This is a genomic window from Halobacillus locisalis, from assembly GCF_013694105.1.
GTDB classification, from domain to species: domain Bacteria; phylum Bacillota; class Bacilli; order Bacillales; family Halobacillaceae; genus Halobacillus; species Halobacillus locisalis.
The window spans coordinates 604,064-618,585 of record NZ_JACEFG010000001.1; the positions used below are offsets into that span (position 1 = coordinate 604,064).

13 protein-coding genes and 1 other RNA gene are annotated in these 14,522 nt (G+C 42.1%); 11 read left to right on the forward strand and 3 right to left on the reverse strand.

The features are described 5' to 3' along the window. Positions 1-8 precede the first annotated feature (8 nt). The 4 genes from H0266_RS03230 to nth all read left to right on the forward strand — a co-directional run bounded on the left by H0266_RS03230 (position 9) and on the right by nth (position 3,962). Positions 9-1,193, forward strand: a complete 1,185-nt coding sequence (locus H0266_RS03230) for a pyridoxal phosphate-dependent aminotransferase (protein WP_181470934.1) — start codon at positions 9-11, stop codon at positions 1,191-1,193. A gap of 22 nt (positions 1,194-1,215) precedes the next feature. Further along, positions 1,216-2,508, forward strand: coding sequence for an asparagine--tRNA ligase (gene asnS, locus H0266_RS03235; RefSeq protein WP_181470935.1), 1,293 nt, complete (start codon positions 1,216-1,218; stop codon positions 2,506-2,508). A gap of 94 nt (positions 2,509-2,602) precedes the next feature. Beyond that, on the forward strand, positions 2,603-3,289 hold the full coding sequence (locus H0266_RS03240; RefSeq protein ID WP_181470936.1) for a DnaD domain protein: 687 nt from the start codon (positions 2,603-2,605) through the stop codon (positions 3,287-3,289). Positions 3,290-3,302: 13 nt separating this feature from the next. Continuing rightward, entirely contained in the window at positions 3,303-3,962 is a 660-nt protein-coding gene (nth, locus tag H0266_RS03245) for an endonuclease III (protein ID WP_181470937.1), read from the forward strand. Positions 3,963-4,030: 68 nt separating this feature from the next. On the opposite strand, the gene H0266_RS03250 is transcribed toward nth, so the two are convergent. Next, on the reverse strand, positions 4,031-6,631 hold the full coding sequence (locus tag H0266_RS03250) for a penicillin-binding protein 1A (protein ID WP_181470938.1): 2,601 nt from the start codon (positions 6,629-6,631) through the stop codon (positions 4,031-4,033). A gap of 16 nt (positions 6,632-6,647) precedes the next feature. Continuing rightward, positions 6,648-7,235: a Holliday junction resolvase RecU gene (recU, locus tag H0266_RS03255; protein WP_181470939.1), complete on the reverse strand. Its 588-nt coding sequence runs from the start codon at positions 7,233-7,235 to the stop codon at positions 6,648-6,650. Positions 7,236-7,701: 466 nt separating this feature from the next. On the opposite strand from recU, the gene H0266_RS03260 reads away from it, so the two are divergent. Both H0266_RS03260 and H0266_RS03265 read left to right on the forward strand, forming a co-directional pair. After that, entirely contained in the window at positions 7,702-7,959 is a 258-nt protein-coding gene (locus H0266_RS03260; RefSeq protein ID WP_181470940.1) for a hypothetical protein, read from the forward strand. Between the two features lie 59 nt (positions 7,960-8,018). Next, a complete protein-coding gene (locus tag H0266_RS03265; protein ID WP_181470941.1) occupies positions 8,019-8,372 on the forward strand; it encodes a DUF1798 family protein in 354 nt (117 codons plus the stop codon). Positions 8,373-8,537: 165 nt separating this feature from the next. Here the strand turns inward: H0266_RS03265 and H0266_RS03270 are convergent, their stop codons facing one another. Beyond that, positions 8,538-11,627: an efflux RND transporter permease subunit gene (locus H0266_RS03270; RefSeq protein WP_181470942.1), complete on the reverse strand. Its 3,090-nt coding sequence runs from the start codon at positions 11,625-11,627 to the stop codon at positions 8,538-8,540. A gap of 179 nt (positions 11,628-11,806) precedes the next feature. Here H0266_RS03270 and H0266_RS03275 point away from each other — a divergent pair, with 179 nt between their 5' ends. From H0266_RS03275 to rnpB, 5 genes are all read left to right on the forward strand, one after another. Then, positions 11,807-12,211, forward strand: coding sequence for a cytidine deaminase (locus tag H0266_RS03275; protein WP_181470943.1), 405 nt, complete (start codon positions 11,807-11,809; stop codon positions 12,209-12,211). A gap of 229 nt (positions 12,212-12,440) precedes the next feature. Continuing rightward, positions 12,441-12,890, forward strand: a complete 450-nt coding sequence (locus tag H0266_RS03280; protein ID WP_181470944.1) for a CotD family spore coat protein — start codon at positions 12,441-12,443, stop codon at positions 12,888-12,890. Between the two features lie 75 nt (positions 12,891-12,965). Beyond that, entirely contained in the window at positions 12,966-13,532 is a 567-nt protein-coding gene (locus tag H0266_RS03285; RefSeq protein ID WP_181470945.1) for an SLOG family protein, read from the forward strand. 81 nt (positions 13,533-13,613) lie between these two features. Further along, the gene (gene gpsB, locus H0266_RS03290; protein ID WP_181470946.1) at positions 13,614-13,925 is read left to right on the forward strand and encodes a cell division regulator GpsB; all 312 of its coding nucleotides are present in this window, start codon (positions 13,614-13,616) and stop codon (positions 13,923-13,925) included. Between the two features lie 79 nt (positions 13,926-14,004). Continuing rightward, positions 14,005-14,379: RNase P RNA component class B (rnpB, locus tag H0266_RS03295), an RNA gene on the forward strand. Positions 14,380-14,522: the final 143 nt, after the last annotated feature.

Sequence of the window (14,522 nt, forward strand, 5' to 3'; positions counted from 1 at the left end):
TGAAGGGAATGCAACTAGCTAATCGTGTACAATCATTAACACCATCCAGTACGCTTGCCATCACAGCTCAAGCTAAAGCATTAAAAGCGGAAGGGTATGATGTCATCGGGCTTGGAGCAGGAGAGCCGGACTTTAATACTCCTGATTATATTTTAGATGCAGCCAAAAGAGCTATGGATGAAGGATTAACCAAATACACCCCGGCCGGTGGAATCCCTGAATTAAAAAATGCGATCACAACCAAATTGAAAAGGGATCAACAATTGACCTACACGAATGAACAAATCATCGTGACAACAGGAGCGAAACATGCGTTATACACGTTGTTTCAAGTTTTATTGAACAAAGGGGATGAAGTGATCGTTCCTGCTCCATACTGGGTCAGCTACCCTGAACAAATCAAATTGGCAGAAGGATCCCCGGTGATTGTTGCGGCAGAGGAATCCAACGCATTTAAAATCACACCTGAACAACTGAAAAAGTCCATCACAGAGAGAACACGCGCTGTGATTATCAACTCACCAAGTAATCCGACAGGCATGATGTACTCAAAAGAAGAACTTGAGTCCATTGGTCAAGTTTGCCAAGAACACGACTTGCTTATTATCTCGGATGAAATTTATGAAAAATTGATTTACACAGACGAACAGCACGTGTCAATTGCTGAGCTGTCTGATGACTTGTATGATCGTACCGTTATTATTAATGGTGTATCCAAGTCCCATTCCATGACAGGATGGAGAATCGGATTTGCAGCAGGACCGAAAGACATCATTAAAGCGATGTCCAATATGGCTTCCCATTCGACATCCAACCCTACTAGTATTGCGCAGTACGCAGCCCTTGCTGCTTATACGGGAGATGAAAAAGCGGTAGATGAGATGAGGACCGCGTTCTCTGAACGACTGGATGCCCTTCATCAAATGCTCGTTGACATTCCTGGAATAGAGTGTGTGAAGCCATCTGGTGCCTTTTACTTATTCCCAAATGTGAAAAAAGCTGTGGAGCAGTGTGGTTTCAAGGATGTTGACGCGTGGGTGAAAGCTCTATTAGATGAAGAGAAAGTAGCGCTCGTTCCTGGCTCAGGTTTCGGTTCGCCGAATAATGTCAGATTGTCCTATGCAACTTCGCTCGAACAACTAGAAAAAGCGGCAAATCGGATTAAACGTTTTGTCGAAAATCATCAATCTTAAAAGTTATGCTGGAGGTATTATTGTGAAAACAACGATTTCTGAAGTATCAAAGTACGTGGGAGAAGAAGTCACGATAGGCGCGTGGCTGGCAAATAAGCGATCAAGCGGAAAGATTGCATTTTTGCAGTTGCGAGATGGAACAGGCTTCATGCAAGGCATTGTCGTGAAAGCTGATATCGGTGAAGAGAAGTTTACTGAAGCGAAGGGCCTGACACAGGAATCATCTTTATATGTAACAGGTACGATCGTGGAAGATACTCGTTCTCCACTTGGGTTTGAAATGCAGGTGACAGATTTCGAATTGATCCATGAAGCCGTAGATTATCCGATCACACCGAAAGAACACGGAACAGAATTCCTAATGGATCATCGTCACCTGTGGTTGCGCTCAAAGCGTCAACATGCGGTAATGAAAGTTCGGAACGAAATCATCCGTTCTACGTATGAATTCTTTAATGACAACGGTTATACGAAAGTAGATCCTCCAATCTTGACGGGATCCTCTGCAGAAGGAACGACAGAATTATTCCATACGAAATATTTTGATGAAGATGCTTACTTGTCTCAAAGTGGACAGCTTTACATGGAAGCTGCGGCTATGGCCTTCGGGAAAGTATTCAGCTTTGGACCTACATTCCGTGCGGAAAAATCGAAGACACGTCGACACTTGATTGAATTTTGGATGATTGAACCAGAGATGGCATTCATGGATCATGAAGATAGTTTAGAGGTTCAGGAGCAATATGTTTCTCACGTTGTTCAATCCGTTCTACAAAATTGTAAAATTGAACTCGATACGCTGGAAAGAGATACGGAGAAGCTAGAGAAAATAAAAGCTCCATTCCCGCGAATCAGCTACGATGATGCCATTCAGTTGGTAAAAGAAAAAGGATTTGACGACATCGAGTGGGGCGAGGATTTCGGTGCTCCTCACGAAACGGCGATTGCCGAAGCTTTTGATATGCCTGTATTCATTACCAATTATCCAGCTGATATTAAAGCATTCTACATGAAGCCAGATCCTAAGCGTCCAGAAGTTGTGTTATGTGCCGACTTAATCGCCCCGGAAGGTTATGGGGAGATCATTGGCGGATCTCAGCGAATTGATGACTTAGAATTGATGCAGCAGCGTTATGAAGAGCATGACCTTACAGGAGATGCCTACAGATGGTACCTACAATTACGCGAGTTCGGAAGCGTTCCACACTCCGGGTTCGGACTGGGACTTGAGCGCACGGTTGCCTGGATTTCTGGAGTCGAACACGTTCGTGAAACGATTCCATTCCCACGTCTATTGAATCGTCTTTACCCTTAAGGAAACGATACAAAGAGGAAACACCGATTCGCACTGTGTGCCATCGGTGTTTTTTTCCTACTCTATCATCATGAGAAAAAAGAGGTGAGTTCAAGTGGGTAAATTTCAAAGCTTTCAACAAGTGATCGACCAACAACTATCCATCCCTTCACAGTTGTTCATGAAATACACATCGCTCGGGATTGATGAACAAGAACTTGTATTACTGTTGCAAATTCATCGTTTTAGAAGTGGAGGCAATGACTTCCCGACACCCGAAGAGCTGGCTGAAACTGTCACCTTATCAAGCGAAGACTGTTCAAAAGCGTTAAGGCGTTTGATTCAGAAGCAAATGCTTGCGATTGAACAAAAAAAGAATGAACAGCAGATTTTGATTGAAGCGTACTCCTTAGAACCGTTGTGGGAGAAGCTATTTACGATAACGAAGACACCTAACCATCAACCATCCTTTGACGAGAATATCTTTCCACTGTTCGAACAGGAATTCGGTCGTCCACTTTCCCCGTTCGAGATTGAAACCATCAGTATTTGGTTAGATGAAGACGAACAATCCCCAGCCTTGATCAAAGCGGCCTTAAGGGAGGCTGTACTGATGGGAAAGTTGAATTTCAAATATATAGATCGAATTCTAAGGGAATGGTCGAAGAAAGGTGTGCGAACGGTAGAGCAGGCGCGTGAACATGGCAAACAGTTCCGACAAGGCTCTCAGATGAAAAAGACGCAACCCAGTCAAAAACGGGATGTATCCTTATACTACAATTGGTTAGAGGACGATTCATAAGGGGAGTATTGTCATGTTAAACAAACAGCAAATCCGATATTGTTTAGATGTGTTTGAAAAGATGTACCCAGAAGCAGAGTGTGAGTTGAATCATACCAATCCATTTGAACTGCTTGTTGCTGTTGTGCTTTCCGCACAAGCGACCGATGCCTTAGTGAATAAGGTGACACCAGGCTTGTTTGAAAAGTACAAAACACCCGAGGATTACGTGTCAGTCTCGTTAGAGGAGTTGCAGCAGGATGTGAAACGGATCGGTCTCTACCGAAACAAAGCAAAAAACATCCAAAAACTTTCGCAGACGTTGATCGAGTCATATGATGGACAGGTACCTCGAACGAAGGAACAATTGGAAAGCTTAGCGGGTGTTGGGCGAAAAACAGCAAATGTCGTAGCCTCCGTTGCTTTCGATGAACCGGCGATTGCGGTGGATACACACGTGGAGCGTGTTTCCAAAAGGCTTGGCATTTGCCGCTGGAAGGATTCCGTACTAGAGGTAGAAAAGACATTAATGAGAAAAATACCCGAAAGTGAGTGGAGTGTAACACATCATCGGATGATTTTCTTTGGTCGGTATCACTGTAAAGCACAGCGTCCGAATTGTGAAGAGTGTTCTCTATTGACTCTATGTAGAGAAGGACAGAAAAGGATGAAAAAGAAAGCTCATTCAAAGTAGTCTTTTGAATCAATTAAAAAGGTACGATCAGCAGTCTAGCTGATCGTACCTTTTTTGTTTCTTTCTCTTTAGGCTGCCTGATCGTCAGTGTTTGTATCGTCGCCCGTATTTTGGGAGTCGTCGTCATTGCCACTGCCACCGTCGTCAGAGCCATTGTTGTTATTTCCACTGTCGTCCGTGTCATCATTTTCATTGTTATTGCTTCCATTATTTCCGTTATTGCCAGAACCTGAGTCGTCTTGCTCATCAGACTCATCATTATTTTGATTTTCATCTTCATTGTTCTGGTCTTCATTTTCTTCATTGTCTTGCTCGTCGCCTTGATCCGGATTTTCCTCTTCTATTTCACCTGTCTGAACTTGCACCGTTACTGGATCACTGCTTTGTGCATTTCCATCCGTACTGATGGCTGATACAGCAAATTGATAATTAGCTCCAAGTTCAACATTTTCAATGTTCAAGGAGGTCTGTTCGGTCGTGGTCAACTCTGTTGGCTGGCCACCGTTCACTGACACATCAACACGGTAAGACACATTTTCTGAGTCCCCGTAAGCCCAACTGAGGTTGATGGACTGCGTATCGAGATTGAATGTTCCAGATAATTGTTGAACAGGATCAAGCTTTTGATACTGCTTAGATACTTTGGACGGTTGATTATCGACATGGAATAGCTCCGTCACAATTTGACTTCCTGGCGTGTAGGAGCTTGGAAGTTTCGCTGGACGGGAACCTTCTTCTACATCTACCCAAACAGCTGAATCAGGTTTCGTGAAGTCTGGTGTGTCGATTCCTTGCGATAACTCATCCATCAACGGTTGAAATATCTGCTTCGGAATATCTTTCCCAGCTTGTGATAATCCAGTGTTAATATCCGTATAACCGGTCCATATTGAAATAGAATAGTTGGTTGTATAGCCATTGAACCAAGAGTCAGGTGCAATGTCATCTCCATTCTCAAGGACCCTGTTCGTTGTTCCTGTTTTACCTGCTTCAGGAAGCCCTTGTACATTGGCACGTCTTCCTGAACCTTCTGACATTGTTGTTTGAAGCATGTTTGAGATCATAAATGCGGTGTAGCTACTCATTGCTGACTTGGATTCGGGTATGGTATCTATTGTTTCTTGACCCGGTACCTCGATTTTACGTACAGCATAAGGCTCATTGTAAACACCTTCATTACCAAAAGCTGCATAGGCACCCGCCATTTGAACAGGAGTCACATTGGTATCTCCACCTCCGATTGCATCGATCGGGAGGACACGACCTTCTGTAAAGTCAATGCCTAGACCCTCGGCAAAGCCTTTAGCACGGTCCATACCTACTTCTTGCATAGTCTTCATAGCTGGTATATTCAATGAGCGACTCAATGCATATCTTGCAGAGACCCAACCTCTATATTGATTATCAAAGTTATTGATTTCTTTTCCATTGATTTCGTATGGTTCATCTAAAATTTGGTGGTAAGTAGACATTTTGTCGTACTCAATTGCAGGACCATATGACATGATCGGTTTGAAAGTTGAACCAGCTTGACGTTCAATTTCTGTCGCAAAGTTGAACTGGGACGTTTGATAATCACGTCCGCCCCCAATAGCTCGAATGGCTCCCGTTTTGGTATCTGTAACAGCAACTCCTGATTGGATCGACTCATCTGGCCACGCAATCGGACCTTCGTTACTTAACATCCGTTGGACAGATTGCTGGGCATCTGGGTCAAGGGTCGTGTAGATTTTAAGCCCATCTTTAAAGATCTCTGCTCCATCCATTTTTTCTCGTACTTCTTCTTGGACTCGATCAATGAATGCGTCATATGGCGTACGTTCGCGAGAATCTTGGGTCACGAGTAAATCTTCTACGTTTGTTTGTTTCGCTTCGTCTGCTTCTTGTTGTGTTATTTTTCCATGTTGAACCATCAAACTTAGTACAGTTTGCATTCGATCTTGAGCAAGGTCAGGATTTTCAAATGGATTGTAACCAGACGGACGTTGGGGCAATCCAGCTAATAGTGCAGCTTCTGGTAACGTCAATTCCTCAAGATTCTTTTTTCCGAAATAGGTGTCGGCCGCTTCGGCAACACCGTAAGCTCTGGCACCGTAATATATTTTATTTAAATACATTTCTAAGATCTGTTCTTTTGAATAGTCTTGGTCCAATTTGATGGCCAAATACTGCTCTTGAACTTTTCTTTCTAATGTTTTTTCCTCAGATAAGAACGACCTTTTGATGACTTGTTGCGTGATGGTAGAAGCACCTTCAGCTCCGAAACCTTCGGTAATGTTCGCCCATACTGCTGCAACAATTCTTCTGAAATCGATACCTATGTGGTCATAGAAACGAGCGTCTTCGGTTGCTATGACCGCGTCCTTTACTAGTTGAGGGATTTCATCGTAAGTGACTTTCGTCCGTTTCTCGGAGCCGGATAAATCGGCAACCAGATTATCATTCATATCGTACACTTTAGAAGAATAAGGATCTGATAATTGCGATTCGTCAAGTTCGGGAGCGCTTGATACATAGTATGCGAACAAGCCACCGCCTCCTAGAACAAGTAGAATACCTAATATAAATAATGTCATGAAAATCTTCTTAATTCTTGGCTTGTTTTTTCCTTTTTTAGAAGCCTTCATCTGTTTTTTTCTTGCTGTTCTTGATTGGCTTTCATTCGCCATTGGTCTTTCCTCCAATTCAAAAGTAGAGCTTATCTAATGCTTTCACGTAGTCGACTCGAGCTTGATAATGAAAAGGGATGAGAATGCCCTTTTCTTGAACCTTATCATAAGGGATCGACTTTCTGCCACCATCCCATTGGCCATCCCAGTACGTGAATACGGTGGGGGAAGGAAGGAGATACACCTCATCGTGTGGGGTGAATTTAATGATCAAGAAAACAATACCTCCGTGTTCTTGAACGGCTTTCATATGATCGATTTGATGCTGATGAATATTGCTTAAGGGAAAGGAGGTTTTGTTTTTTGTTTCCTTCGCTTCAAAGTCAATATACCTACTACGATAAACTCCATTAAAGTCTGTTGTTGAAGCCTGTTTAAAGTAAGCTTCCTTAATGACAGCAGCACTTCGTTTCGGGTAGTTTACGTTCACGATTTGAACAGGTGTCGGTTTTTTATGAACGACAGCAATGCCCTCTCGTAAATAGTAAGCATTCGTTTCGTTGATATCTTCCTCGAGTGTCATTCCTCGATTACTGAAATCAGGTTTTTGTTTTTGATTCAGTTTCAATGTTTTCGTGGTGCGCTTGCCGTTAGGATAATTCAACGGATTCTCCCTCCCTATTTCCATGAGAGTATCATATCAAAAAAATACCGCTTAGCCTATCCATATCGCTCAATAATATTAGACGTTCGACGATGGAATAGGTTTCATTTTTTATCAATTTTTAAAGGGAGTTATCCAGAATACAGTTAGGGAATTCGTTTTTTTTCGACTATTTTTGGGGGCGTTTAAGAAAAAGCTGCTGCTATGTGGACATAGCAGCAGCTTTAACTTTCATTCTATACTCACGTTGCCGGACAATCTTCGCCAGCAAGTTTCGGGTTATCCGTCTTAGCCGGTGTCGGCTGTTTTTTCTTTGGTTGCTTTTTCTTCGGCATTATAGAAGCCCCTCTTCATCGGAGTTTTTTGACTTTATTTGTTGCATTACTTCTAGTCTTGTCATCCTTAAAGGAGTTATGCATGGAACATCGAAATTAGAACGTACCATAAAAAGGGGGAGATCGTTTTGGTGAAAAATCGTTCACTAACACACAATGAATTTGAAGAGCAACTGTTTCAGTTCAAAGAGAAGGTCGGTTTGCTTGAACGCCGTTTATCCTTGAAGGCGGATGAGGTTGTTTTTACCATGGCCGTCTCTCATCGTAAGCAAATCGATCAACTGAAAGATGAAGTATTTCAATTAAGGGAAGAGCTGAAGCAAGTTAAGAAACAACAAAAAAATCAATTGCTTGATGACGTGGTCCGTAAACAACGAACGATCGTTTGAAACATTGCTGACGTGGAGGAAGTCATGATAAGGTTAAGGTAAAAAAGGGATGAATTGAGTTGCCATTAGTAAAGCTGACCGAACAATTAAAAACACTGATTGATGAGCGTCACCATCATTTTATAAATACAGAAGGACCAATTGATAAATCGGACCGTTCCTTTTTTGAACAGGTGAAAAAAGAAACGTCACCTATGTTTGAAATGAATCTTTCGTGGAGGGACGAGGCGGAAGCATTCGTTAAAGACCGGAGGGCAAGTGTGCATCCGAACCAAGTGAAATCAACACATGAAAACATCGATATGATCATATTGCATAGTTATTACTTAGATGTTGATCTTAAGCGTTTTAAGGAACTTCATCAATCCGCTCATTACGTGTTGGACATGATTCTAGATGACAGTAAAGAGTAACAATATGAAGTTGGAACGAATAAAGAGTACCCGCGGAGCTGCTTTCGGTTCTTCCAAGATGAGTAGGGAGGGAGCGTGGACACGTCTTTCTTTCCAGAGACCTATTTAACAGCCTAAAAAGGACGAAATCCATTGGATTTCGTCCTTTTCTATTTGGAAAAATGCTTAATTTTCAGAGCTTAATTTCTGTACTTTTTGTTTCCCCGTGATCTTAGCGATGATCAAGTAGAATGTTGGCACGAGTAATAACGTGAGTACAGTTGAGAATAGCAAGCCCGACACGATCGAAATGGCTAAGGGCTTAAATAGTACATCTCCAGTGAAGATGATCGGTGTCAAGGCAGCAATGGATGTCAATGATGTTAGGACAATCGGGCGAATTCTTGCACGTCCAGCTTCGATGACTGCTTCGACAGTGGATCCATAGCTCTCTCTATTCTGCTCAATGAATTCAACGAGAATGACCGAGTTCCTTACAACGATCCCGGATAAGGACACGATACCTAGTGTAGCAAGAAAGCTTAATGGTTCACCTGTAACAAACAAGCCGACAATTGCACCCGTCACAGCTAAGAATACAGTACCTGTGATGAGTAGTGGCATGAGCAATGAATTGAATTGCAAGGCAATCGTCAAATAAATCAAGAACAATACGATGACAAACAGTTTTGATACCTCAATGAAGAATTCCGTTTGTGCATCCGTTTGACCGCTTTCGACAATGGAATATCCATCAGGCAATTGTTCAGTAAATGAATCGACAATCTCATTCGCTTCGGTCGTGAATGTCTGGCTCTCCCCATCCATTGGGTAGGCGTCCAAGGTTATGGTTCGCTCTCCATTCAAGTGAGGAATGGCGCCGATTTTTTGTTGCTCCTCCGTCGTAATCACTTCATCGAGTGTAAGTGTCGTAGGAGGCTGGTTCGTCTGGCGTTCTGCGGATGCAACGATTTCAAGTTCATTCAAATTCACACCTTCAGTGTCTCCATCGTCTAGTAGCACTTGAATTGGTAAACGATCAACACCATTATCGAATGTACCGAGTGGTATTCCAGTATTCGCGAGTTGTAGCTGGGATGTCACTTGATCGATGGATATGCCATTTTCGGCAAGTAAATCTCGGTCTGGGTTGTATTCGATAAACGGCTGATCGGTGGAAGAATTCAACGTCACGATTTCCGTGGTGTCTAATGATTCAATTTCTTCCTTCAATTGGTTTGCCTGCTCGATCAAAGGATCAACTTCTGGTCCTTGAATCTTGACTTGAACAGGCGGGGAGGGTGGAGGACCAGATACGATAGTCTCTAGGAAAATGTCAGCCCGGTTATATTCCTCTCGTAGCTCATTCTCCCATTCATTGATAAACTCCGTTGCACTAGTTGAGTCTCTATCAATACGGACAAGTAGCTGTCCAGTATTCTCACCACTTCTTGTCAAGCCTGAACTGAAGATGTTAGGAAGCCCAGAACCGGTATAAACGGCGGTTTCAGTAATGTCATCTTCTTGGTTCAATAAGAACTCTTCCATCGACACTAATTGATCTTGCGTTTCTTCAATCGGAGTACCTTGAGGATATTCAACTGAAATCGTCACCTCAGGTCGATCCGCGGCCGGGAAAAATTCAAATGGGATCCGGATGGCTAATGTAGCAAGTAAAGCGCATATGAGTAATCCTGAGATTGAAGTCAACCACGGGCGTTTTGTCGTTTTTGGCAATATACGATCAGCATAAAGTCGCTCGAGCCCATTGAACAGACCGCCGAGAAGACCTTGCTTCGATTTTGTTTGTTTCTTGGCTCTTCTTTTTCTGGCAAATTGGACGGTTGGGATCAAGGTCAAGGAAATGACGGTAGAAGCAACAACCGTAAAGATAAGCACAGAAGGTAAAGCACGAATAAAGTCTCCGTTTGTGCCTGACAAGAACGTTAGCGGTAAGAAGCTGAAAATAATCATCAATGTTGATGTAATAATCGACTTGCCGACTTCTCTAACGCCTTTAATCGTACCTTCTAAAGGTCCATCGCCGAGCTGGAATCTTCGTTGAATATTGTCATTAACTACAATGGCGTCATCTACAAGTATCCCGATCGCAATAATCATTCCGATAACGGAGATTTGGTTTAAGTCAACGCCGACATATGGTAAGGGAATTAAGCCTATGATGATCGAGATGGGTATAGCTAACGCCACAAGCAATGCTGAGGAGATAGGTAATCCCAAAATCATAATGACAATGACCGCGATCAATGAAATGGAGAAAGAGCTGATCAAGTTGCTGAACACTTCTTCAATGATTGTACTTTGTGTATAGAATTGTTCAACAGATATAGTATCGGGCAACTCTTCAGACAGTCCATCGAGTTTTGATGTGATTTGCTCTTGCAAAGCGGAAATATTGACGCCTTCCTCAGCTAATACGGTAATCGAAAGGGCCACCTGGTTTTCATAAGTGATTAAGTCTTGCGCATCTTTATTTTCAATAGATATTGTACCGACATCGGAAAGGGTAACGTTTTCACCATCCGCTGCTGTGCCGATGTTCAGGGAAGACAGCTCTTCTATATCGGAATACTTGTTGAAGAGAAGTTGATATATGGTTTCATTCTCTTGTTCTGTACCAATCGCCGAAGGGGCAATTTCATTTTGAATTGTTGAAATGACCGTAAAAGGAGCAATTTGATTGTTTTGTAATTCCTCATTATCCAACGATACTGTCACTTCTTGTTCTGGTAATCCTTTTATGAGAAGAGATTCGACTCCTGCGATGTCCGTCAACTCAGATTTCCATGTATCGATTTGCTCCCTGAATTCGTATAGCGTTTCTCGTTCTTCTGCTAGCAAATGGTAGGAAGCAACAGCTGACGTTGTAACATCTGTGTTGATCGACGGATCCTGCACTTGTTCAGGGAATCCTCTTGAAACGTCCGAAACGATTTGACGTATTTTAGAATTGACCGTCGTACGATCTACATCTCCACTGAGAGTGGCCGTAATAGAGCCAAATCCTGTAGTAGATGCTGAGGTGACCTCGTCAATACCTTGTACATTCAATAGTTGGGACTCGATCGGATTAGTCACCGTTCGTTCGACTTCTTCTGGTGTAGCACCAGGGTAGACTGTAGAAATCGCCGCAACATTGACGTTGATTTCTGGAATTTCCCGTTTAGGGAGTTGTAGATAAGTAAATACGCCAGTAAATATGAGCAATGCAATAAATACCCACACAATTTTTTTGAATTCTAATAATTTTGCCATTCAACTTTCCTCCTTGATCGTAATTAAATTAAATGCTGTATCAAGTATAAGTATTTTTGACACTTGTGTCATTTATTTAATCTCTTCAATGTGTTATTTGTTTCTCATTATGAAATCGCTTTACAAGGTTGGAGAATTCCTATATAATTAGCATCCCAATTGAAAGGGAGGGCACCGAAATGAATCAACAGCAACTTATTCAAGAAGCCAAACAAATAAGAGAACGTGCGTACACACCATATTCCAAATTCCCTGTAGGCGCTGCGTTACTAACAGAAGATGGCACCTTATTTACAGGATGTAATATAGAGAATGCCGCTTATCCCGTAACGTGTTGCGCGGAACGTGTAGCCATTTTTAAAGCGATTTCTGAAGGTTACCATCGTTTTTCACAAATCGCCGTTGTAGCGGATACGAAAAGACCAGTCCCACCATGTGGCTCTTGCAGACAAGTCATGAGTGAGTTTTTCGATTCAAATGTCATGATTCACACTTCGAATTTGAATGGAGAAACGAAATCTCTGCCAATGAATGAACTTCTACCATTTTCTTTTGCTGCATCGGATTTACCAGAGGAAGAATAGAGAAGTGAAGACTGTATGAGAGTACAGTCTTTTTTTATATGTCTTTTTCGAAATCGCTCCATATATGAATGACTTCAAATCGCACGATTTCCATTCATTTTACTCAGATACATACGTAAGCAATCATAAGGACAGCAAAAAATGCCTATTATTGATGATATCGCCCAGTACATCTGACTCTTTTGTGACATACGCTGATAAAGACTAATAGTTAAGGAGTGAAGTTTGTATGCACCATCAATCAATGAAAGGCCCTCAGGCACACTCTTGTCAGCGTCGTCCAATTGTTTGTCCGATGCAGCATTGTGTTGTAGATCAATACTTTGTAGAGAATCAAGATTATATTCATCCCACTCATGTCTTAGTGAGAAACAACAACTTATTGAACAACTACCATTACTTCCCGTATATGATGTCAGAGCAAGATACTTTCCGCACACAAGATTACAATTTCCCTCAAGGATCATCTCCAGACTACGATTGGATGCAATATGCTTCTCCGCAGGAAATGGAACAATTCCAAATGATGAACCAACCACAAGGACAAATGCCAATGCAGGGTCAAATGCCGATGCAGGGTCAAATGCCAATGCAAGGACAGATGCCAATGCAGGGTCAAATGCCGATGCAGGGACAAATGCCAATGCCGATGATGCCGGAAGACGGCATGATGGAATAAGAAGTAAAAGCCGCAACTCCGTGTTGTGGCTTATTTCGTTTTTTAATAAGATAAAGGGAGAGGATGTGAGATGAGATGAAAACACTCGTTGTGACAGGTTATAAACCTATAGAAATGGGCATATTTAAATCAAACGATCAGAAAATCGAATTCGTAAAAGAAACGATCAAGAGGCGGTTGATTTCTTTTATAGAAGAAGGGCTGGAGTGGGTACTTCTATCAGGGCAGATGGGAGTCGAATTATGGACGGCACAGGTTGCGCTTGATTTGAAGGATGAGGGGTATGACTTGAAAATGGGAATCCTTCCCCCGTTTGAAAACCAGCAAGAACGTTGGCCAGAGGATATTCAAACCATTTATGAAGAAGTCACGATGCTAGCAGATTTTTTTCAACCGGTCTATAAAAAAGGTTATGATGGTCCTTATCAATTTCGGGCAAAAGATCAATTTCTTGTCGATCATTCAGATGCTTCACTGGTACTATTTGATGAAGAAACGGATGGTAGTCCGAAATATTTCCTGAAAATAGCGAAAGAAAAGCAGGAGAAGTCTGATTATCCTATCCTATACATAACACCTATGGATCTTGAGGAAACGGTCGAAGAAATGAGAATGTCTGATCCTGATTACTGGAGTCAATGAGCTTGCGTCATGAAGACAATTGACATTTCACCCATGTTTTGAAAAAATGGTTGTAATGTGGTAAACAGAGGTGATTTAATAATGAGCGATGAACAGTATCAGTTAACGAGTAAAGAGATCCTTGAAAAAGATTTTAAAACGTCCATGCGTGGATATAACCAAGAAGAAGTCGACGAGTATTTGGATTTGATTATTCAGGATTATGATCGATTCAGCCAAGAGATTGAACGATTACAACATGAGAATGATCGGTTAATAAAGATGTCTGCTAGAGAAATGCCAGCACGAGCAAAGCCGTCGAATACGAATAACCATCAAGTGAATTATGATATTTTAAAGCGTGTGTCGAATCTAGAAAAAGCTGTATTCGGTAAAAAATACGCAGATGAGTAACCAATTATTTCCCTGTGACAAACATGAAGACGTCTGATATACTATGTAAGTGCGTTTAACGGACGTTTACAACATTTGAATACTTGGGTAATCGCTGTATGACTCGATCATGCAGAGGAAAGTCCATGCTCGCACAGGCTGAGATGTCTGTAGTGTTCGTGCCTGACGAAACCATAAGTCAGGGTAGCTTAAAGCTAACGGCAGGGAAAATTCCTACGTCTTCGGATAGGGAATGAATACCTTGAAAGTGCCACAGTGACGGAGCCAAAATAGAAATATTTTGGGTGGAACGAGGTAAACCCCACGAGCGAGCAACCCAAAATTAGGTAGGGGCACTCTTCTATAGGGAAATGAACCGACGAAGAGGTCGTCAATCGACAGATAGATGATTACCACCGGAGTACGAGGTTGACCGCCGTTTGCAGTACGAAGGAACAGAACATGGCTTACAAAGTATTCAAAGGTCATTCATGATTGCACAAAACACCCTTCTGAAAAGTCTTAATTCTTTTTAGGAGGGTTTTTTACTACTTTAGAAAAGATGAATGGGCATATTAACGCTAAAAACCGTATCCTCGGCCGGGTAAACGACGGGAT

What these genes read in the sequence shown, in the direction of transcription:
- H0266_RS03230 (WP_181470934.1), top strand. Translation starts at nt 9, where the DNA reads ATGCAACTAGCTAATCGTGTACAATCATTAACACCATCCAGTACGCTT.
- nth (WP_181470937.1), top strand. Translation starts at nt 3,303, where the DNA reads ATGTTAAACAAACAGCAAATCCGATATTGTTTAGATGTGTTTGAAAAG.
- H0266_RS03250 (WP_181470938.1), bottom strand. Translation starts at nt 6,631, where the DNA reads ATGGCGAATGAAAGCCAATCAAGAACAGCAAGAAAAAAACAGATGAAG.
- H0266_RS03270 (WP_181470942.1), bottom strand. Translation starts at nt 11,627, where the DNA reads ATGGCAAAATTATTAGAATTCAAAAAAATTGTGTGGGTATTTATTGCA.
- H0266_RS03275 (WP_181470943.1), top strand. Translation starts at nt 11,807, where the DNA reads ATGAATCAACAGCAACTTATTCAAGAAGCCAAACAAATAAGAGAACGT.
- H0266_RS03280 (WP_181470944.1), top strand. Translation starts at nt 12,441, where the DNA reads ATGCACCATCAATCAATGAAAGGCCCTCAGGCACACTCTTGTCAGCGT.
- H0266_RS03285 (WP_181470945.1), top strand. Translation starts at nt 12,966, where the DNA reads ATGAAAACACTCGTTGTGACAGGTTATAAACCTATAGAAATGGGCATA.
- gpsB (WP_181470946.1), top strand. Translation starts at nt 13,614, where the DNA reads ATGAGCGATGAACAGTATCAGTTAACGAGTAAAGAGATCCTTGAAAAA.